The sequence below is a fragment of the Staphylococcus simulans genome, from assembly GCF_025561465.1.
Lineage (GTDB): Bacteria > Bacillota > Bacilli > Staphylococcales > Staphylococcaceae > Staphylococcus > Staphylococcus simulans.
Genome location: NZ_CP095100.1, coordinates 461,669 through 483,134 on the forward strand (window position 1 = coordinate 461,669; position 21,466 = coordinate 483,134).

General features: G+C 36.3%; 20 protein-coding genes and 1 riboswitch. Of the genes, 11 read left to right on the forward strand and 9 right to left on the reverse strand.

Going from position 1 to position 21,466, the window contains the following annotated elements:
* Positions 1-102: 102 nt before the first annotated feature.
* The 3 genes from arcA to MUA87_RS01795 all read left to right on the forward strand — a co-directional run bounded on the left by arcA (position 103) and on the right by MUA87_RS01795 (position 3,942).
* On the forward strand, positions 103-1,338 hold the full coding sequence (arcA, locus tag MUA87_RS01785; RefSeq protein ID WP_002479926.1) for an arginine deiminase: 1,236 nt from the start codon (positions 103-105) through the stop codon (positions 1,336-1,338).
* A gap of 267 nt (positions 1,339-1,605) precedes the next feature.
* The gene (arcD, locus tag MUA87_RS01790; protein WP_002479925.1) at positions 1,606-3,030 is read left to right on the forward strand and encodes an arginine-ornithine antiporter; all 1,425 of its coding nucleotides are present in this window, start codon (positions 1,606-1,608) and stop codon (positions 3,028-3,030) included.
* A gap of 240 nt (positions 3,031-3,270) precedes the next feature.
* A complete protein-coding gene (locus MUA87_RS01795) occupies positions 3,271-3,942 on the forward strand; it encodes a Crp/Fnr family transcriptional regulator (protein WP_262551215.1) in 672 nt (223 codons plus the stop codon).
* A gap of 81 nt (positions 3,943-4,023) precedes the next feature.
* Here MUA87_RS01795 and MUA87_RS01800 read toward each other — a convergent pair whose 3' ends face one another.
* The 6 genes from MUA87_RS01800 to MUA87_RS01825 all read right to left on the reverse strand — a co-directional run bounded on the left by MUA87_RS01800 (position 4,024) and on the right by MUA87_RS01825 (position 8,404).
* Entirely contained in the window at positions 4,024-4,476 is a 453-nt protein-coding gene (locus tag MUA87_RS01800) for an arginine repressor (RefSeq protein WP_002479923.1), read from the reverse strand.
* 248 nt (positions 4,477-4,724) lie between these two features.
* The gene (locus MUA87_RS01805) at positions 4,725-5,753 is read right to left on the reverse strand and encodes a ThiF family adenylyltransferase (RefSeq protein WP_262551216.1); all 1,029 of its coding nucleotides are present in this window, start codon (positions 5,751-5,753) and stop codon (positions 4,725-4,727) included.
* The gene (locus MUA87_RS01810; RefSeq protein WP_002479921.1) at positions 5,753-6,520 is read right to left on the reverse strand and encodes a thiazole synthase; all 768 of its coding nucleotides are present in this window, start codon (positions 6,518-6,520) and stop codon (positions 5,753-5,755) included. Before MUA87_RS01810 ends, MUA87_RS01805 begins: the two co-directional genes overlap by 1 nt.
* A gap of 1 nt (position 6,521) precedes the next feature.
* Positions 6,522-6,722, reverse strand: coding sequence for a sulfur carrier protein ThiS (gene thiS, locus MUA87_RS01815; RefSeq protein ID WP_262551217.1), 201 nt, complete (start codon positions 6,720-6,722; stop codon positions 6,522-6,524).
* Complete coding sequence (locus MUA87_RS01820) at positions 6,706-7,839, reverse strand: NAD(P)/FAD-dependent oxidoreductase (RefSeq protein WP_262551218.1); 1,134 nt, start codon at positions 7,837-7,839, stop codon at positions 6,706-6,708. Before MUA87_RS01820 ends, thiS begins: the two co-directional genes overlap by 17 nt.
* The gene (locus tag MUA87_RS01825; protein WP_262551219.1) at positions 7,832-8,404 is read right to left on the reverse strand and encodes a thiamine phosphate synthase; all 573 of its coding nucleotides are present in this window, start codon (positions 8,402-8,404) and stop codon (positions 7,832-7,834) included. Before MUA87_RS01825 ends, MUA87_RS01820 begins: the two co-directional genes overlap by 8 nt.
* Positions 8,405-8,489: 85 nt before the next feature.
* Positions 8,490-8,601, reverse strand: a riboswitch (TPP riboswitch).
* 275 nt (positions 8,602-8,876) lie between these two features.
* Here MUA87_RS01825 and MUA87_RS01830 point away from each other — a divergent pair.
* From MUA87_RS01830 to MUA87_RS01850, 5 genes are all read left to right on the forward strand, one after another.
* Complete coding sequence (locus MUA87_RS01830) at positions 8,877-9,710, forward strand: trypsin-like serine peptidase (protein WP_070625368.1); 834 nt, start codon at positions 8,877-8,879, stop codon at positions 9,708-9,710.
* A 414-nt stretch (positions 9,711-10,124) separates the two neighbouring features.
* Positions 10,125-10,673: a hypothetical protein gene (locus MUA87_RS01835; protein WP_002479916.1), complete on the forward strand. Its 549-nt coding sequence runs from the start codon at positions 10,125-10,127 to the stop codon at positions 10,671-10,673.
* 196 nt (positions 10,674-10,869) lie between these two features.
* Positions 10,870-12,024: an N-acetylglucosamine-6-phosphate deacetylase gene (gene nagA, locus MUA87_RS01840; RefSeq protein WP_262551220.1), complete on the forward strand. Its 1,155-nt coding sequence runs from the start codon at positions 10,870-10,872 to the stop codon at positions 12,022-12,024.
* 339 nt (positions 12,025-12,363) lie between these two features.
* Positions 12,364-14,157 (forward strand): purple acid phosphatase family protein, encoded by a 1,794-nt coding sequence (locus MUA87_RS01845; RefSeq protein WP_262551394.1) that lies wholly within the window; start codon positions 12,364-12,366, stop codon positions 14,155-14,157.
* 92 nt (positions 14,158-14,249) lie between these two features.
* On the forward strand, positions 14,250-14,942 hold the full coding sequence (locus tag MUA87_RS01850) for a putative periplasmic lipoprotein (RefSeq protein WP_262551221.1): 693 nt from the start codon (positions 14,250-14,252) through the stop codon (positions 14,940-14,942).
* A 174-nt stretch (positions 14,943-15,116) separates the two neighbouring features.
* On the opposite strand, the gene MUA87_RS01855 is transcribed toward MUA87_RS01850, so the two are convergent.
* The gene (locus MUA87_RS01855; protein WP_105978412.1) at positions 15,117-16,049 is read right to left on the reverse strand and encodes an NAD-dependent epimerase/dehydratase family protein; all 933 of its coding nucleotides are present in this window, start codon (positions 16,047-16,049) and stop codon (positions 15,117-15,119) included.
* Between the two features lie 275 nt (positions 16,050-16,324).
* Here MUA87_RS01855 and MUA87_RS01860 point away from each other — a divergent pair, with 275 nt between their 5' ends.
* From MUA87_RS01860 to MUA87_RS01870, 3 genes are read left to right on the forward strand one after another with little or no spacing between them, the layout of a single operon-like run.
* Entirely contained in the window at positions 16,325-17,047 is a 723-nt protein-coding gene (locus tag MUA87_RS01860) for a MerR family transcriptional regulator (RefSeq protein WP_107597061.1), read from the forward strand.
* A 16-nt stretch (positions 17,048-17,063) separates the two neighbouring features.
* Entirely contained in the window at positions 17,064-17,990 is a 927-nt protein-coding gene (locus MUA87_RS01865) for an ABC transporter ATP-binding protein (RefSeq protein ID WP_262551222.1), read from the forward strand.
* A 1-nt stretch (position 17,991) separates the two neighbouring features.
* A complete protein-coding gene (locus MUA87_RS01870; protein ID WP_061055219.1) occupies positions 17,992-18,801 on the forward strand; it encodes an ABC transporter permease subunit in 810 nt (269 codons plus the stop codon).
* 72 nt (positions 18,802-18,873) lie between these two features.
* Here the strand turns inward: MUA87_RS01870 and MUA87_RS01875 are convergent, their stop codons facing one another.
* Complete coding sequence (locus MUA87_RS01875; protein ID WP_262551223.1) at positions 18,874-20,046, reverse strand: ImmA/IrrE family metallo-endopeptidase; 1,173 nt, start codon at positions 20,044-20,046, stop codon at positions 18,874-18,876.
* 162 nt (positions 20,047-20,208) lie between these two features.
* Complete coding sequence (locus MUA87_RS01880) at positions 20,209-21,456, reverse strand: Zn-dependent hydrolase (RefSeq protein ID WP_262551224.1); 1,248 nt, start codon at positions 21,454-21,456, stop codon at positions 20,209-20,211.
* Positions 21,457-21,466 lie beyond the last annotated feature (10 nt).

Sequence of the window (21,466 nt, forward strand, 5' to 3'; positions counted from 1 at the left end):
GATAAGTGTGAAAAGTACAACAGTTGTAATGTGATTTAATTCACATGAGCAACATTTGAAAGGGCTTACAATATAGATAAATAAAACAAGGAGGTTTCACAAATGAATGAACATCCAATTAAAGTAAACAGTGAGATCGGTAAATTAAAAACGGTATTACTTAAACGACCTGGTAAAGAATTAGAAAATTTAGTACCTGAGTATTTAGGAGAATTATTATTTGATGATATCCCGTATTTAAAAGTAGCACAAGAAGAGCATGACAAATTTGCACAAGTGCTACGTGACGAAGGCGTAGAAGTGCTTTATTTAGAAAAATTAGCTGCAGAAGCCATTGAAGATCCAAAAGTACGTGAACAATTTATTGAAGATGTATTAGCGGAATCTGAAGATACATTATTAGGCCATGAAGAAGAAGTAAAAGAGTTATTCGAAACATTAAATAACGAAGACTTAATCGAAAAAGTAATGGCAGGTGTTCGTAAAGAAGAAGTAAGACAAGACCATGCACACTTAGTAGAGTATGTGGACGATTCTTATCCATTCTACATGAACCCAATGCCAAACCTTTACTTCACACGTGACCCACAAGCGTCAGTAGGTAATGGTATGACAGTTAATCGTATGTTCTGGCCAGCACGTCGCAGAGAGTCTATCTTCATCACTTATATCTTAAAACATCACCCAAGATTCAAAGATGCTGATATTCCAGTATGGTTAGACAGAAACTCACCTTACAACATTGAAGGTGGAGACGAATTAGTTCTTTCTGAAGAAGTAATCGCAATCGGTATCTCTGAAAGAACATCAGCACAAGCGATTGAAAAATTAGCGCGTCAAATCTTTGCGAACCCAGATTCAAAAATCAGAAAAGTTGTTGCGATTGAAATCGCGAATACACGTGCATTCATGCACTTAGACACAGTATTCACAATGATTGACTATGATAAATTCACAATCCACTCAGCTATCGAGAAAAAAGGTGAAGACATGAATATCTTCACACTTGAACCAACTGAAGATGGCAAAGATATCACAATCACACGTACACACAACTTAAAAGAAACATTAAAAGACGCGTTGAATTTAGACCACATCGACTTCATTCCGACAGGTGACGGTGACCGCATCGTAGGACCTCGTGAACAATGGAACGACGGATCTAACACATTAACAATCCGTCCAGGTGTCGTTGTTACTTACGACCGTAACTATGTATCTAACCAATTATTACGCGACAAAGGCATTAAAGTTATCGAAGTAACAGGTAGTGAATTAGTTCGCGGACGCGGGGGCCCACGTTGCATGAGCCAACCGTTATACCGTGAAGATATCTAATTCTAAAGTATACAGTGCTTTAAGTGATAAGGATTGCATCAATAGAGGCAGTTTAGCGTCATCACTTAAAGCCTGGCTTTAGATTGAATACTGCTTTGACTTAATTTGATACCTATTCACGGCGACATGTTTGTACATGGCCTATGATTTTGGAAATAGCAAGAGGCGCAGGCCCTTTAAAACAATTAAAGCAGTATAGCGTCAAAAAATAAATAAATTGACAACACATGCTTTGAGAGAGTCTCAAGCATTAAAGGAGTTTTGAAGATGAGCGGAGAACAAAGTAAACTCAGTAAAACGGCTTTAATCGGTCTGGTCGTTGGTTCAATGATCGGCGGCGGCGCCTTTAATATTATCTCTGACATGGGCAGCAATGCCGGCGGATTAGCAATTATCATCGGATGGATCATTACAGCTGTAGGTATGATATCACTCGCATTTGTATTCCAGAACTTAACAAATAAACGTCCTGATTTAGACGGCGGTATTTACAGTTATGCACGTGCCGGTTTCGGTGACTTCGTCGGTTTCTCCAGTGCATGGGGATACTGGTTCGCAGCATTCTTAGGAAACGTTGCATATGCCACGTTGCTGATGTCAGCAGTCGGCAACTTCTTCCCGATATTTAAAGGCGGCAACACACTTCCAAGTATTATCGTAGCCTCCATTTTACTTTGGGGTGTACACTTCCTGATTCTGCGAGGCGTAGAAACAGCAACCCTAATCAACAGTATTGTCACAGTTGCCAAGTTAATTCCTATCTTCCTAGCAATTGTATGTATGATCGTCGCATTTAACTTTGACACGTTTATGGCCGGTTTTGCAGGAATGAAAGGCAACATCGCATTACCAATCAACTTCTCAAACATTATGGAACAAGTGAGAGGTACAATGTTGATTACAGTATGGGTATTCACTGGTATTGAAGGTGCGGTTGTATTCTCAGGCCGTGCGAAAACGAAGAAAGATGTGGGTACAGCTACAGTACTCGGTCTATTGATTGTATTAGTGATTTACTTCTTATTAACTGTACTTGCACAAGGTGTTATCGAACAAAATCAAATCTCTGAATTAAGCAGTCCATCAATGGCAGCCTTACTTGCTCACATCGTCGGCCCATGGGGTTCAGTTGTGACAAACATTGGTTTAATCATCTCAGTACTTGGAGCTTGGTTAGGTTGGACATTGCTTGCTGGTGAGTTACCATTCATCGTCGCAAAAGATAAAATGTTCCCGAAATGGTTTGCGAAACAAAACAAAAATGGTGCACCAGTCAACTCACTCCTAATCACAAACATCTTAGTACAACTGTTCTTAATCAGTATGTTATTTACAGATAGTGCGTATCAATTCGCATTCTCACTCGCATCCAGTGCGATATTGATTCCATATGCATTCAGTGCATTCTATCAGTTCAAATATACATTGCAGTATGATCGTAAAAGCAACCTACAAATGGCAATAGGTATTATCGCTTCTATCTATGCGGTATGGCTCATTTACGCAGCAGGCGTGGACTACTTGCTACTGACAATGTTGCTATATGTACCTGGTCTGTTCGTTTACTGGATTGTACAACGCAACAAAGGTATCAAATTCATCACAAGAGACTACATTTTAATGGGATTCATTGTCATCTTTGCCATTCTTGGTTTAATAAGATTGTTCAGTGGCGCAGTAAGTGTCTTCTAATTACTGACGCATGAAATCCTGACAACAGATAAAGAAATGGCAGCCTGCAGGACCTCGCTACATCCTGTAAGCTGCCTTTCTATCTGTATACATAAGAATGTGTGTGCGAACGCAATATGATACAATAAACACGTTGTACATGTTGAAAAAAGGGCAGATATTTCAGCTGTCTCAATTAATAAAAACTATATTTTCAACACACATTCATGAAAAAGAGAGAAAGAGATGAGGTGAACGTGTATGAGCAATAGTACTGAAGATTATCAAGCGTCGATTCAAGCATTATCGAAAATATTAGAGGTACCATCAGGGCTGCTCGTTCCTCATCTTTCTGAGATTTATGTCAGGAACTATGAAAAAGGGCAAGTGATTTATTATCAAGGATCAGAAGCGGATAGTATCTATGTATTATTAGAAGGTTATGTATCAAGAGAAATGTTGAACGAAAACGGTGACGACTATTTAATGTTGAACCGACCGATTAATATGTTTCCTTTAAATCATTTATTCCATTCTGATCATTACCGTGAATCATGTACAGCGCTCACAAGCAGCTTGATTGTCAGAGTGCCTAAAAATGTCATTGAATATTTATGTAAAAATCACGAAGATACGTTTATTAAAATCTTTGATTTATTACGTACAGAAGCTAACCAAAACATTGAACGTAATATGGCTTTACTTGGTCGTAATGCCGAACAAAAGGTGATAAACACATTGCGCGTAATGTGCGAAACGGTAGGAAACGATCAAGGTGCTTATTACGAACTAGATAAGATTATGACTGTGACACTGTTAAGTGAGTTAGCAGGTGTATCAAGAGAAAAAGCCAGTCATGTGATCAGAGATTTAAGTAAACAAAATTTAGTGTTAAAGAATCATCAAACTTGGACTGTAAGTAAGTCCTTGTAGAAGAAGAGAGAAGCGGCATCCCTACTTTTGAACAAAGTAATCATGTCGCTTCTCTCTTTTCATTTATCTTTATTTAGCTCATCAAGGCTTCAATAATAAGTATTTCACATATTCTGCTTCTTCATTTGATTTCATTAACATCATAATAACATCATTACCACTGACTGTACCCAAAACATGCGGCAGTTGCATTTGGTCAATACAGTAATTGATGGTACGGGCAAATCCCGGTTCTGTTTTAATTAGGATATAGCTGTCTTTAACGATAATAGAGTTGATACTATCATCGCGATATTTCTTGAAAGCTTCACGAAAGCTGTTTGCTTCATTTTTTTCTGGTAACACATAATAAGAAGGGGCTGAGCCATTCGGAACTTTCGTCACTCTTAAATGTTGTAAATCTTTTGCGACTGTGGTCATACTGAAAATTAAATTGTATTGCTCTTCCATGATTTCAGCTAACTCACGTACTGTAGAAATCTTGTTATTCTTTAGTAGTAATTTAATTAAATCAAGACGTTTCTCTCTTTCCATATCCTCATCCCTTAAATTAATAATTATACAGTATTATTGTATTCTATAAGTTAAGTGAACTCAAATCATTTTTGCTTATTTAACAATATTATCGCAAAGTGCTTTGAATAAATGAAAGAACTTGTTTGTAAGTTAGAAGTAATATTGAGATTAAATAATTGAAGTTTCTTAATAACTGAACGCCTTATTCAGTAAAAAAGAAGTGTACACGCGTTTTAGGTGTACACTTCTATTGTGTAGTTTCATTGCTATTTTACTGCTTTTAATAAAGTGCGATAGAGTGTTTCTGCAGTGTCTTCATCTTCAATATGATGAACATTCATGCGGCCATCTTTAAAGAGTGTGGCTTCATAACCGTCTACATTTAAAAGTTTGACGTAAGGATTCGCTTTAAGAATTTGACCTGGGAATAAGTCGGCGTTGTCAAAGTGATCAGGTTTGAAGCGGAAGACGAATGTATCCCCGCAACTGCCTTCGATGACGTTTGATTGACGTTTACCTAGATATTCGTAATTACCTTGTGCACAGACTGTGCAATTAGGGTTTTTGAAGCGGCTGACATCCATAGATTGTTGTTTGACTTCAAAGGGTGACACCGTAATGAGTTTGCCAGAGAAGCCTGTGCCTGATACATAGCGCATCAACTCCGCAATCTGATAACTCACGACCTGCATAATGACAGGTGGTATCACACCATTAATTGCACAACTTTCTGCAGTTTCAGGTGTTTCTTCCATAAAACAACGTAAACAAGGACCTGTATAATCAATCGCATAGACAGAACCTTTACCTCCAACAGCTGCACCATAAATCCAAGGTAAATTTAATTTATGACAAACTTCATTAAATAAGAAGCGAATCGCAAAATGGTCCATTCCATCTAATAAAATATCTGGATTAATATCTTGAATCATCGTTTCAATATTTGTTGAAGTGATTTCTTCATAGATAGGATCTACTTCTACATTAGAGTTAATAACTTTTAGTTTATCTGCTAATGCATAGACTTTCGGACGCATTTCTGTGACATCTGTTTCATCATAAAGTGCTTGGCGATGAAGGTTGGTTAATTCAACAATATCCATATCGACGATGGTTAATTTGCCGATACCCATACGCACAAGTTGTTCAGCTATATGACTGCCAAGGGCACCCGCACCCATGACTAATACATGTGTGTGTTCAAGGTTGTGTTGACCTTGTGCGCCAAAAGGCGTAAAGCGTGTTTGGCGGCTATAGCGTTCGTTGAAATCTGGTGTTTCTGACGGTGTAGGCATTATAAGAATCCTAAACCTTCGGTAGGGCTTGATGCTTGTGCAGTATATTTAATTGGGATACGGCCAGCTTCATAACTTAAACGACCTGCTTCAACACCAAGTTTCATTGCTTCTGCCATTTTCACTGGATCTTTGGCACGTGATACAGCAGAGTTTAATAAGATACCATCTGCGCCAAGTTCCATCGCTTGTGCCGCATCTTTCGCTGAACCAATACCTGCATCAACGATAATCGGTACATTTGAATTCTTAATAATATAGCTTAGGTTTAATGGGTTGTTGATACCACGGCCTGTACCTATAGGTGAAGCTAAAGGCATTACCGCATGAACACCTAATTCTTCTAAACGTTTGGCTAATACTGGGTCTTCAGAGATATAAGGACATACAATGTAGCCACGTTCTAATAAAATTTTACATGTTTCATACGTCGCAATCGGATCAGGTAGTAATGTTTCATCGTCACCGATAATTTCGACTTTAATCATGTCGCAAACACCTGCGTGTTTTGCGATTTCTGCGATACGAACAGCTTCTTCAACTGTTTTCGCACCAGCTGTATTAGGGAACGTAACAAAGTCTTTTAAGTTAACGTTCGCAAGGGGGTTCGGTAAGTTTTTGTCATATAGATTCATACGACGTACCGCAAATGTCAGTACGTTTGTACCTGAAGCTTCGATAGCTTTCGTTTGTACATCTTCATTTTCAAATTTTCCTGTACCGAGTAATAATCTTGATTCCATTTCATAAGGTCCAATTTTTAACATATTATCCGCCTCCAACAAATTCTAATAGTTCTAAACGATCATCTTCGCGTACGATTTGGTTTGCGAAATCTTCACGTTGTATTAAGTTTTGGTTATGTTCTGCGATGACACGTTTTTTGTCGAGTTCTAAATGATTTAAAATATCTTGAATTGTGACTTCAGTATCGAATGTGAACGGATCACCATTAATGATGCACTTCATGTTTCTCCCTCCTTAATTCAAATTGAAAGGGTTCGAGTGTTTGTGGACGATGTCCAGTCGCAACCCATTCGGCCATTAATTCACCGATAACAGGTGATAATAAAATACCATTACGGTAATGGCCAGTGATAATCCATAATCCTTCTTGTACTTCATCCATAATCGGCTGTTCTTCTTTAGTCCATGGACGAATACCTGACCAGTATTTGAGTTCTTTGCTTCTCGCAAGTTCAGGCACACGTTTAATCGCTTCTTCTAATAACCATGTTTTACCTTGTTCAGATACACCGACAGAGTAATCATCAAAGTAGCTTGTTGCGCCGATTAAGAAACGATGCGGGGGTTTAGGTACGATATAGCATCCGTTAGTCATAAATAACGTTTGTTTTAAATCTAAGTCTTCATTTTCAACGAGCAAGACTTCGCCTTTAACGCCGCTGACTGCTTCTTGAATGTCTGGTTGTTCTGAGACATTGCCAGCCCAAGCACCTGTGGCTTCAATTACTTTATGTGCTTTTGTTAAAGTGCGACGTCCGTTACGCTCTGCTTCAATATCATAACCTTCACCGACACGATGAATTGCGGTTACGTTCGTGTGTGAGAAGCGATCAATATTTGGTGCGTTTTCGAGTGAAGCATGAAGTGCCTTAGTATAATGATTAGCATTGATTTGATGGTCGTGCGGCACAAACATCATGGCTTCTGTACCTTTAACTAAATGATTGGTCAGTAATGCTAAATCAGTATCTGATAAGTCTTGAACATCCTCATCATGTGAATGAAGAAATGCATATTGTTGTTTCAATGATGGGACATCTTCTGTTTGAGTGGCTAACTTAATCAGGCCATTTTGTTGGTACTGAATATCAATACCTGTTTCTGAAAATAAGTCTGTACTTAATGCGTTGAACTTAGCACGGGATGTAAGTGCTAAACGAAAGAGGGGGCTATCCTCTTTAAATTCATTTTGTGCACCTAACATACCGCCTGCTTTATAAGAGGCATGTTTGCCTTCGATATCACGGTCGATTAATGCGATAGATAAACCACTGTCTTTTAAATGTCTTGCGATAGACATTCCGATGACGCCTGCTCCGATAATAGCTAAATCATACATAATGTTCACCTTCCTTGAGGGTGCGAAGTGTTTGTATATCATGTTGTAAGAAGAAAGAAATGGCTGCGATACCACTAAAACCATGCGGCACTTGTGATAAGGTATTTTCGTTAATACCGCCAAGTGCGATGGTAGGCATATCTACTTGTAAGGCATCTGATATTTCAGATGGCGTACGTGGCGGTAAACCTGGTTTAGAACCGGTCTCGAAAAGATGACCGAATAACACAAAATCTAAGTGATGATTTTTAGCGGATTGAATTGTATCTTTATGATGTGTAGACATGCTGACACATGCATCTGGATACTTGTTTTTAAATTCAAAGGCACGCTCGTCCATCTCTTTAAAATGAATACGCTTTAAATCAAAATTTTCAAATAGTTTTATATTGGAATGCGCAGTGATTTTAGCTTTAGGAAATCCAGCATCTAGTAAGCGTTGAATATCTGTAGCTTGAGTTGCTTGAGCAGTTCGTACAATTAAACAGTCAATCACAGGCGCTATTTCAACATATTGAGCTATGGTTGTTTTTGTGAGTTCATATGGCGTTATCGCGACCCACACGATGGATTCACCTTCTTTAATCAATAAGTCGAAAGAAAAGCGAAATAAAAAAACGCTATTTCCATATAAGAAAATAGCGCATTAAACGTACAATACGCCACTTTCCTACGCTAGTATAAACTAGATCAGGTTCCAAGAATTTCCTTATCATACATAAGGATCTCAGCCTGTAGGAACAGGCACTTCCAGTGGACTTATTGAAATTATTTGATTCATAGTATTTCAGGAAGTCATCATATTCAATACTTTAACTAATCGTGTAGCGAGGCGTTAACGTATTGGACTGACTTTTTCATTCTTGAAATATAACTTCCTTCTATATACAAACACATCATAAATCACTTGCATTAAAATTGCAATAGCGAATCGCTTTCATTGTAGGTTTTTACTGCTTACAAGTAAGACTATTGAAACAAGCAAATATAGCCGTCAATATGTGTGATACAATGAGAAAAAACATAAGGGGATATACATGAAACATATATTCAAAAGTGCAGTTGTATCACTTGCGGTTGTGGCTAGTTTAACTTTAACAAATACAGAAACGTTAGCAGCAGGTAGCTATTATTATAATGGGATGACGGATTATAATGCGTCTAAAGCTTATCCTAAAACAAAGCGAATTTCTAATAATGATGTACAAATTAAACACATCGCAAATGCATACAAAGGAAAATATAAAGCAGTAGGACGTATTAGTAATAAAGATGGTTGGAAAGGTAGAGGTAAAGACAGTATGGGGACAGGGACTGTTATAGGACCTTATACATTAATTACCAATGCACACGTGATAGATGATGCCAAAGGTGCGGCAGCTAATCCTAAATATATTACGTTTGATTTAAATCGCGATGGTAAGGCAAAAACTTATACTTTCCACGCAACGAAAGTGGTTAAAGTACCTCAAGCCGATGTCGCATTAGTCTATACCAAAGAAAAACTGACGAACTACACACAAGCATTACCTCTTGCGTCGAATACTCAAATTAACAACTTAACTTATAATCGCAATCTCTATTCAGTAGGTTATCCATGGCAAAATGGAGATAATACAAAATCCTACTGGAGTAAATTAAAATTCATACAAAAATCTTCAAACGGCACAGAACTACAAACCAAAGATAAATTCCGTGCAGGTGCTTCGGGATCAGTCATGGTTGATGGTAATTATCGTATCTATGGATTACGCACATACGGCTATAACCTCTGGGGTACATCACCTTATAATTACGCCAAAGTTGAAATGGCAGGCGGAGAAGCGTTAAATGGATCAACAGGAAGTTTTGTGAGAAGTCATATTAGATAGACTTTAAATACAATCTCTTTAAAAGTGTGAAATGAGTCGCACGGATTAGGGAGATTGTTTTTTTGTTTTTATTTACCTAGTTTGATTCAATTTCGTAAAAAAAGATGACAATTATTTTACCTAAATAGTAAAATTAAAATTCAAGTTGTATATGGAATTAAGAATTGAACCGTAGTATAATTATATTAATAAATATCTAGGGGAACTAGTGAGTGCTTCAGTGTTTAAATATAAGGAAGGGCGGTATCAACTATGAAAAAATCTTTAAAATATCTACATCGTATGCCTTATTTTGCTGGGGTTCAGCCGTCTTAGCGTAATGACTTTATAACTATTCAGCGAAGTTATAAATAAGTAATTAATAATCGAGGACGCTTAAAAATATAAATCTATACTTCAAAGGAGAACATCAAGATGACTACGGCAGATAATAATTTAGTTCCTAAGTATAATGAGGAAAAAGGTAATGAAATTTTTCCAGTGAAAACACCATTAGAAAGATTAACAGCTATTGAAAATAAATTTGAAATTTTAGCACTTGACGTTAAAAATATCCAAATAGAACAAGCAAGAACAACCCAACATTTAAGTAACATACAAGAAAATTTTAAAATAGAATCCGAAAATGTAAAAGAAAGATTTAATGGAGTTAATCAACGCTTCGAACAGGTGAATCAACGATTTGACCAAGTAGATAAACGTATTGATCAAGTAGATAAGCGTTTTGAACAGGTAGACAAGCGCTTTGAACAAGTAGACAAACGATTAAAAGAGATGAATAATGAAACGAATCAAAACTTTAGTGAAGTTAAACAAGCAATAAATAAATTAGATGAGAAGTTTGAATCTAGATTAGAAAACAAGTTTTGTACATGGAAAAAAGAAATGATAACTACCATTACAATATCTTGTACTATAATCGGAGTCATTGTATCGTTGTTCAATTTTTATATCGTTCATTAATTAGTACTTTAAAAATTAAAGATTTAGAAAGCAGTAAACATCATGAGTGTAAGACAAAAACATTGAGTGATACGGCAGAAGTCTGACAGGCTTCTGCTTTTTTTGATGTTTTGTTATGAAATTAATTTTCAAGTTTGGGGCGCTGTTATGTGTTAAAATACCAATGGTATATATTATGAATAAAGAAGGTTAGAAAATGACTGAATATGTAGTGACAAACGGTAAAGTTTATACAGAAACAGGTGTCTTAGATAAAGGTTATGTGAAAATTTCTGATGGCAAAATTTCAGAGGTTGGTCATGGTGATTATCAAGGAGATCTAGAAGTAGTGGATGCACAAGGACAATATGTTTTACCTGGGTTTATTGATATTCATATTCATGGCGGGTACGGACAAGATGCGATGGATGCTTCGTTTGACGGATTGAAACATTTAGCTGAATCGTTACTTTCTGAAGGTACTACATCTTTCCTTGCGACAACAATGACACAATCAGTGGAAAACATCGATCGTGCTTTAGAAAATATTGTGGAATATAAAGCAGTTCAAGATAAAGAAAATGCGGCTGAAATTGCAGGAGTTCATTTAGAAGGTCCGTTTATTTCAGAACATAAAGTAGGCGCCCAAAACCCTAAATATGTACAACGTCCTTCAGTAGATGCGATTGAACACTTCCAAGAGAAAGCTGACGGTAATATTAAAGTGATTACTTTTGCCCCAGAAGTAGAAGGTGCAAAAGAAGTTCTAGAAAAATTATCCGACCCAATTATCTTTTCTATGGGTCATACTGTTGCGACATTTGATGAAGTGAATGAAGCAGTAGAACATGGCGCAAAACATGTCACACATCTTTATAATGCAGGAACACCATTTGAACATCGTGCGCCTGGACAATTTGGTGCGGCATGGACCAACGACGGTATCCATACAGAACTAATCGCAGATGGTATTCATTCACATCCAGCATCAGTTAAAATCGCTTATACAATGAAAGGCAATAAACGATTTTACTTAATTACAGATGCGATGCGCGCAAAAGGTATGTCGGATGGCGAGTATGATTTAGGTGGACAAAACGTTATTGTCAAAGGCTCAGAAGCACGATTAGAATCAGGTGCTTTAGCTGGCAGTATCTTAAAAATGAATGACGGCTTACGCAATATGCTTACATTTACTGGTGCATCACTCGAAGAAATGTGGCGTGTAACAAGCCTAAATCAAGCCATTGCGTTAGGTATAGACGATCATAAAGGCAGCATTAAAGAAGGCAAAGATGCAGACTTAGTCTTATTAGATCAAGACATGCATGTCAAAACAACAATTAAAAACGGTCAAGTTCATAACTATTAATTTATAGTTAGAGGCACTCGTATTTAAAACGGGTGCTTTTTTTATTTGTGTTTTTGGTGTCTACAATTAGATATATAACGGCGTATAATAATGTGTTTCATTATAAAAATCACATATAGTATACCCATGTATAGTTGTTTTAGTTATTGTTTATACTTTTGTTTAAATAGAATTTACAAACCAAACACCAACTTAATAATAGCTTAAAGATTGCTTGCTACAATTTGTGTTGAGAGGAAGTAAAGGTCTATTGAAGACAGATATCACGGTGTCTTTTAATTTTGGGACTTCCTTTAAATTTCAACCTATTTTGGAGGTAGCGCATTGAAGAATATCAAGATGACTAAGATTGTAGCAGGAAGTATGGCAAGTTTAATGCTCTTATTATCAACAGGGGCAGCACAAGCAGATGCCAGCGGCCAACCAGCGCAACAAGCAGCACCGCAAGCGCAACAAGCACATCAACAACAACAAGGTATTAAATTATTAAATAAGAAACCAAAAGTAGCACCTGTTAAAAAGAAAAACAGCCCGAACCGTATTATGACAAACTTTAATGGTGATACTAAAACAGAAATGGGCTTCAACTGGTTTACAACAGATAAAGCTGAAGCACCACAAGTTTGGGTCTCAACTTCAAAGAATATGAAAGACGCGAAAACATTCACAGCTAAGGCAGAACAAGTGGACTCTCAATACATAGAAAGAGATCATTCAGGCCACTTCATTTTCGCTGATGTGGAGAAAGATGATAATGGTGAGCCAGTCAAAGATGAAAATGGTAAACCAAAAATTAAAGGTTATTACACAGATAAAGGTGCAGGCGGTCCAGAATGGACAAGCGGTGACCAACATGGTAAAGCATCTTTAATGAATGTGAAAGAATATAACTATAAAGCACAAGCAACAGGCTTAAAACCAAATACAACATACTACTACAAAGTTGGTAGTAAAAAAGGCAAACAAAGCCAAGTCGGTACATTCAGAACATCTGGTAACGCAGGTGATCCATTCAAATTCGTACAATATACGGATACACAAAATGCTTACTGGAACGAACACGTACGTAACGAAGCGAAATTCGGTGCAAACACAATCGCTGAAGCAATTAAAACAGCAGGTAATCCAAACTTCGCATTGCATACAGGTGACTTTGTAGAGAACTCACAAGTTGAAGATGAGTGGAATGACATTTATGACCAATCTCGTCCTTCATTCATGTCTTTACCAGTTGCGGCAGCAGCAGGTAACCATGATGAATATGCATTCGATGAGAAGAATAAAAAGTTATTAGATCGTTTCAACCGTCACGTGAACGTACCTAAAGCGAATAACGCAGTCAACGGTGGTTCATACTACTCATTTGACTACAACGGTGCACACATGGTTGTTGCAAATACAAATGACAACAAAAAAGGTGAAGACAATCCAGAAGGTAAAGCCATTGGTAAGAAACAAATGGAATGGATTAAACAAGATATCAAAAAAGCACGTGAAAACGGCTCAAAATGGGTTATCTTAAACTTGCATAAACCAATGTACTCTAAGTCTTATCATGCTTTAGAAGATGAAGACATTAAGAAATTACGTGAAGAATTAACGAAAGAAATCGATGATTTAGATGTGGATTTAGTATTACAAGGACATGACCACGTACTCGCTAGAACTAAAATGTTACAACATACTTCAACAAAAAACAGCTTCGTAAACGCTAAAATTGAAGATGCAAAACAAGTTAAAGGTGAAGATGGTGTCACATACTACGATAATCCAAAAGGTTCAGTTTACGTGTTGCCAAACACAGGTGGTACAAAAGCTTATGATGATATCTACAGCAAACCATTAGAACATATCAAGAAAATTCGTCCGAAATTGAGCTGGTTAACTGAAGCACAACGTCAAGAATACAACAACTTATTCGCAGTAGGTGAACAACCTCAAAAAACAGATGCGTTTAACGATAGCCACGAAAACAACCGTGACTCATCAGCTCAAAACTTCTCAGTTTATGAAGTGAAAGGCGACAAATTGATTGTGAAAATCTATCAATTAAACGGTGACATCAGTAAAGGCGAACAAAGAACAGTTAAGTTAATCGACCAATTCGGTATTTCAAAAACTGACAAAAAATAATAACTGTTGATAGCTTTAATTAAGTCATTTGACTCAGGTAGGGACTCGTAAATCATACGAGTCCTATACCTTTATACATAGGAGGCAACAAAATGAGGAAATTTTTAACATATACTGCGGCAGTCGCAAGCTTGAGCTTATTATTAACAGGATGCAGCGATCAACAAGAGAAAAAGACAAGTGACGCTAAAGCACAGACACAACAAAATCAACCAGCCTCAAGTTCTAAAGATATTAAAATAAACAAAGAGAAATTATCTAGTCAAGATCAAGCAAAATTAAAAGAAGAAGTGATGAAGTGGGCAGACAAACGTGCTAAGCAACAAGGTTTAGCAGCTTCTAACCGTTATTTTGGAGCAGGGGAAATTTCAACAGGAGACTGGTATGCGATGACACCTAAAGGTGAGCTGCAAGTCAGTAATCAAAATGAACCAGGTCCTAAAGCTTTTGAACGTCATAATTTAGTAGGTGTGGTATTTTATCACTCTAATCAAGGTGTAACAGGATTTGATGAGAAAGCGAAAGATTTATCTAATATAGAAGGTTATCGTAATGTGGCAGATTTAAATCAACCTGTTACAAAATACTTATTCGCAGATGACGGTAAAGTTTACGAATGCCAATTTAAACCGAGTCAACAAATAACATTGTCTTCAGGGTTTGCGCCAAAAGACCATAATGACAAAGATCCTAACTTAAGACCAGACGAGTTATTTAAACCGACTGAAGATGAAACTGCGACAGAATTAATGAATCAATTGATTAAGCGATACGGTAAACAATGATGTACAAACATGTGCATAAGCTTTAATAATTTTGTTTAATTTGTACATATTTAAAATAAGAAAGTCATAGTAATATATAGAATAGAAGTTGATTTCTTATAAGTACCCTAATGAATTGAAATGCTAAAATTCCCAAGCGAACGATTGCCGCTTGGGAATTTTTTTATTTTAAAGTTAATTTTTATTATATTCTAGATACTCCGCAATACCTTTAGATACAGGATATTCAGGTTGATAACCTAATGCTTTTAACGGTGTCACATCTGAACGAGAATATTTAATGTCACCTGCACGTTCATCTTCAAATGAATAATGAACCTCATAACCGAAGTAGTCAGAAAAGGCTTTGAAAACAGTTAATAAATCTGTTTCTTCTCCAGTACCCGCATTATAAATCTTTCCGTTTGTTTCTTCTTTTTCTAACACAATCCAAATTGCTTGAAGTAAATCTTTGATGTAAATAAAGTCTCGTGTTTGTTTGCCGTCACCAAAGAAAGTAAAGTCAGCTTTGTTTAAGAATTTTTGATTTAAAATTGATAATACCCCTGAGTAGTCTGACTCTGGATTTTGTCTTGGACCATAAACGTTGAAGAAACGTAAAGAAACAGTCGGCAAGTTATAGAGTGAATGATAAATCTTTGTATACTGTTCACTTGCGAATTTTTGTACTGCATAAGGTGATAAAGGATTAATTTTGGAATCTGTTGATTTTGGTAAATCTGGCAAATCACCATAAATTGCGGCAGATGAAGCAAATAAGAATTTTTTCAAATTCGGGTTATGTTGACGGTTTGCTTCTAATAAATGAATCGTTGAATCAATATTGTCCCCATTAGATTCAACTGGTTTGCCCACAGTTTCTACGACACTGACCATTGCGGCTAAATGAAAGACGTAATCGAATTGATGCACTTTCACAAGTTCTTCGAGTAATTCAAAGTCTTTCACGTCATTTTGATAAAAATGATCTTCATCTATAAAAGGGATATTGTCTCGTTTACCTGTAGAGAGGTTATCTACGACAAACACTTCTCCACCTTCGTTGTTAAATTTCTCTGCGATGTGCGAACCGATAAAACCAGCGCCCCCTGTAATCAATACTTTCATAATAAGTACCTTCCTTGTTAGAAAATTAATGTCTTATATCTATTTTAATATGTATACGTCTAAAGTGTAGCATTATACTTTAAAAGTTGAAAGACAAAAGACATGTTAAACTATTAAAATTATGTAAAGGGACAAAACGCTGTCATGACAATGTTTATAAGACATACGGCAGTCTGACTTTACACTAATTTAATAATAAAGTGCTTGCTAGTAACGCAACGTTATAGCGTAAGCTAAGAGTGTAGAGAAATTAAAGAGGCAAGGAGGAAGTTTAAATGGAATATTCAACAGGTGAATTAGCCAAAGCTTGTGAAGTGTCTGTCAGAACAGTCCAATATTATGACCAAAAAGGATTGCTGAAACCAAGTCGTGTTGAACATAATCGCAGAGTATATAGTGAAGCAGATAAAACACAATTAGAAAGTATTGTTTTATTAAAAAGCATGGGCGTTTCGCTTCAAGAGATTCATCATATATTAAATGAATCAGAAGATACAGCGACATTAAAAGTTTTGTTGAAAAAGAAAGAAGTTGAATTAGAAAAAGCTTTAACTCAAACGAAACAAAAATTAGAACGTCTTCAAAAGCTAGATGAGCTTGTAGGAGATGACAGCACAGGTTTACTAGATAATGCGCATCATTTTGAACAATTATCAGCACGTATGGACCAAATGAGTCAGATTCGTCGTAATATGTTAATAACTGGTATTGCTATTGGTAGTTATCAAGTTAGTGCTTTAGTACGTGCACTAACTAAAAAAGATTGGAAAATTTGGGCGAAAGCCATTCCGTTCAGAGTGCTTGTTGCGGCAGGGTTAACAGCGTATTACTACCAAAATGTCAGTTACGTTTGTCCAAATTGCCAAACAGTCTTCAAACCTAAATTAAGTCACATGATTTTCGCTAATCATACTTTCAAAACGCGCAAACTCACATGTCCAAATTGCGGTGAAACGCATTATTGTATTGAGGTAGCGGATAACAATAAGTTGATTTGAAGAGAGGAAGATCATCATGATTGCGAAAGTTGAACATTTATCTAAAAGTTTTGGAGATGTGGAAGTTATAAAGGATATTTCGTTTGAGTTAGAAACAGGAAAAATTCATGCGATACTTGGTCCGAATGGTTCCGGTAAAACAACAACCATAAAATTGATGACCGGTTTGTTGAAACCGGATAAAGGTGTGGTCACCTTATTTGATCAATCTTTAGACCAACCGCACTTCAATGAAGTACGACAAGCTATGGCTGTCCAAAATGATGGGGCTTTATATGAAAATTTAACTGTTGCTCAAAATTTAAAGTTTTGGGCGCAGTTGTATGGTTTAGATACAACTGATTTTAATCAAAACAGTACTTATTTATTAAAAGTGTTTGATATTGAAGCACATATGCAAGCCAAAGCAGGTGCTTTAAGTAAAGGTATGAAACAAAAGGTATTGTTAATTCGAGCGATGATGACAAACCCTAAATTATTAATATTAGATGAACCAACTTCAGGGTTGGATCCTATTGCTTCAGAACGCTTTATTGAATTACTTAAACAGATGGCTAAAAAGCAAGGAACTACCATTTTAATGTGTACGCACCAACTTCAAGGTTTAGAAAAAATTGCGGATAATATTTTCATTATGAAAAAAGGAACGTTTATTGCGCAAGGGACAGTATCACAATTGATACAAACAGAATGGCCGGGACATGAATTTCATTTAAAAGTGTCAGATGTTCAAGAAGCAGAACGTCTTTTAAGTCGAGCATCTATTGATCTAGTTTCTTTCTATGAGGTTAGAGATGATCAATTGATTGTGAAAGTGGATGCATATAAGGACATTTCTGAAGTTATTACTGTTTTAGTAAAAGAAAATATAAAGGTTTATGAAGTTACACAATATCAACATGCGTTACAAGAACTCTATGAGAAAAAAGTAGGTGGTTTATAAGATGAATACACATCGTATCAAAGCATTGGTTAAAAAAGAATTGTTAGAAATGATGTATGATAAGTCGACGTTATATCCTATGCTTTTCATCGCTGTCTTTTTCAGCGTCATACTGCCGAATATCTTGATTATTTTCAGTACGAAAGTTGATTTAGTTAATTTACCGAGTGAATTTGAAAAATCGATTCACCAGTTAAATACACTTAATTTACCTGTTCATGCATCACCTGAACGTATTTTAATTTATATAGTATTGATGTATTTCTTAATGCCACTCTTTCTTTTGATGCCTGTCATTATTTCTAATGCTTCTGCGAGTTATAGCTTTGTAGGAGAAAAAGAACACAAAACGTTAGAGGGATTGTTGTATACACCATTATCAGATAAAGAAATGTTGTTAGGAAAAGTTATCGCATCTTTTATACCTTCCATCGTCATCACATATGGCGCCATTGTACTCTATGGTATAACAGTGAATTTATTTGGTTGGAAACAATTCCATCAATTAATTTTTCCTAATGGAGCATGGCTCTCTTTAATTCTGTTGATTATACCATCAATGACTTTCCTTTCGATATGTCTCGTGATGATGGTTGCGAATAAGGCAAAGAGTATGAAGTCAGCTCAAAGTGTTGCGTTATTCTTAGTTGTACCGATTATCGGTTTAATCATTTCTCAAGCTTCAGGTATTATGCTGTTAGGTTATCAAATCATCTTAATCGCAGGTTTCGTCTTAATTATCTTAGACATCATTATATTCTTATTACTTGTGAAGTCATTTAATAGGGATAAAATGGTTTCGAAATTATAAATGTGTAAATACAAAATAACCAGTGCGAAGAACTCGTACTGGTTATTTTGTATGAAAAATATTCAATGGTTTTTAACGGTTATCAGAAGTGTCTATAAAATCGTATTTTAAAATTTCTTTAGGTTCTTTTTTAGTGAATTTATCAAATAAGCTTTGATTGATATTGGCTAACTGTGTTAAAAATTCAGGTTCTACTTTTAAGATGTCTAACAATTTTTGCGGTGTAATGAGTTTTCTTACAAACATGTATTCTAAATGAGCGGTTATTTTAATTGGATGTCTGCGTGCCAGTGTATTATCTAAAGGTTCAACCGCTTCATATTGCTTTTCATGAATCGCATGACAAAAAGCAATATATTCTTCAAATGTGAGTAATCCTAACTCATAAGCACGCTGACCCATGGCTTTGATAGATACATACCACTTCTGTTTTAATGGTGTGTATTCATCTGGATTAGACAAGTTAGACACCTTCTTTAGATCTTCCTTAAATGCTTGTTCAGGCAATAGGAATGAAGCGGCGAAGATATTTGCTTCACGTTCTATATCTTGAAATTCTTCATAAGTGAGTAAATCAAATTGAATATGCTTATGTAACAGTAAATGACCTAATTCATGCGCAACATCAAACACGCTTTTTACCGCAAAATCATTGTTATGGTTTAGAACAATATAAGGCATACCTTTTTCAGACCAAAAACTGAAAGGTTTCGCTTCGTTATTGATATTTGACTCGTATATACATAAACCTGCTTTTTCTAACATGAATAGCAACCTTAGGTTCGACGGTTCTTTTATAAGTAATGCGCGTGCTTTTTCAGCAGCGTTTTTAATAAAATTAATTTGGCTATTAGCTTGATCATAAAGGTGTTCTATTTCAGCCGTGACGTCTAAAACCTGTTTAAAAGGTGATTTGACGAATCTTGATTGGAATTCTACAAAGTTCGCTAGATATATGGATTGGTAAAATTGTTGGGTGTGTGTATGAAAGTCATAGTTGCTTATAGAAACATGGCCGCGTTGTACTGTATTGGTTCTAGAAAAGACTGTATGTTCGGCTGTTAGATAACTGGTTCTTACTTTGAAAAATTGACTTAAAGTTAAAGTCAGATTGAAATCAAAAGGTGCATGCTTATTCTCGCATTGTCTTAATTGGTATTCACTTATATTTAAGTGTTTAGCTAAAGTTTTGTAACTATAACCGTGTAATTGACTTAAGCGGACGAGTTGTTTTCCAATATTCATAGATGTTGTGTGCTCCTCTTATAGTTATGTAATTATGACTGACTTCTGCTGGAGATGGAAAGTTGTTTGCTATTTATTATTTTATTATACATAAAACCCGAGAGGAAACATGAATTTTTCTCTCGGGTTTGTTTTAACTGTTTAATATTCAGTTTGGTGTTTTTATTGTAGTTTGACGTCTGCTTTTGCCACTTCAATCACTGTATCTATAAGTGTTTGAATACCTTTTTCAATTTCTTCTGGTTCAACAGACTCTTTAGGTGAGTGGCTGATACCGTCTTTACATGGAATGAACAACATGCTGGTAGGGCAGATTAATGCCATGTTCATGGAATCATGACCGGCACCGCTGAACATGAAACGGTAACTGTAGTCATGTTGTTCGCACACTTGTTTAGTAATTTGGGCAATTTCTGCATTCAGACCCACAGGCATATCTTGTCCTAAGTCTTTAACCTCAGCTTGTATATTACGACGTTTTGTAATCTCTGAAATGGCTTGTTGTACCTCAGTCGCAACTTGTTCACGTGATTCTAATTCTTTACCTCGAATATCAATCAATAATGTTACATCGCCAGGGATAGCATTCATGATATTAGGGAAGGCATCTAAATGACCGACTGTCGCAACGACACCTGCTTTATGGTAATGTTGTGCGATGGCTTCAACTTGTAAGATGATTTCTGATGCGGCAGTTAAAGCGTCATAACGCATCGGCATAGGTGTTGATCCGGAATGACTTGTTTCACCTGTTAATTTAACTTTAAAACGGTGAGGTGCTGCAATATGAGTCACAATACCAATGTCTTTGTGTTTGTTTTGTAAGATAGGTCCTTGTTCAATATGCAGTTCTAAGAAGGCCTTTAAATCTTCTTGATGATAGAAATCTTGTTCTGAAGGCAAGCTTTGTTTTAAAGTGTCGACCAATTGGAATAGCGTTTTGCCTTCATTATCTTTAATTTCTTTCATATCGTCTTGAGACAAGTTGCCTGTAATGTATTTACTGCCGAGTGTCGCAGTGTTGAAACGTGCAGATTCTTCTGCTGTAAATGCGACGATTTCAATCGGATGATCTGTTTCAATTTGGTGTTCGTTTAAATGCAGCATAAGTTGTAATGCAGCTACAACACCAAGTAAGCCGTCGTAACGTCCGCCATCTTTTACGGTATCGATATGTGATCCGATCATAACGGGCGGTAAGTTAGGTTGCTTACCTTCTCTTCTTGCGATGACGTTGCCGAAGTAGTCGAAGCGGACATCTAATCCTGCTTCTTGGCACAACATTGAGAATTTCAATGCGGCTAAGCGTTCAGCGTGACGAAAGGCAATGCGGTTTGTGCCGCCTGTTTCTGTATTAAAACCATAGTTATTAAAAGTGTCTAAATGAGACATGACAGTATCTAAATTCATGGAGCTCCCC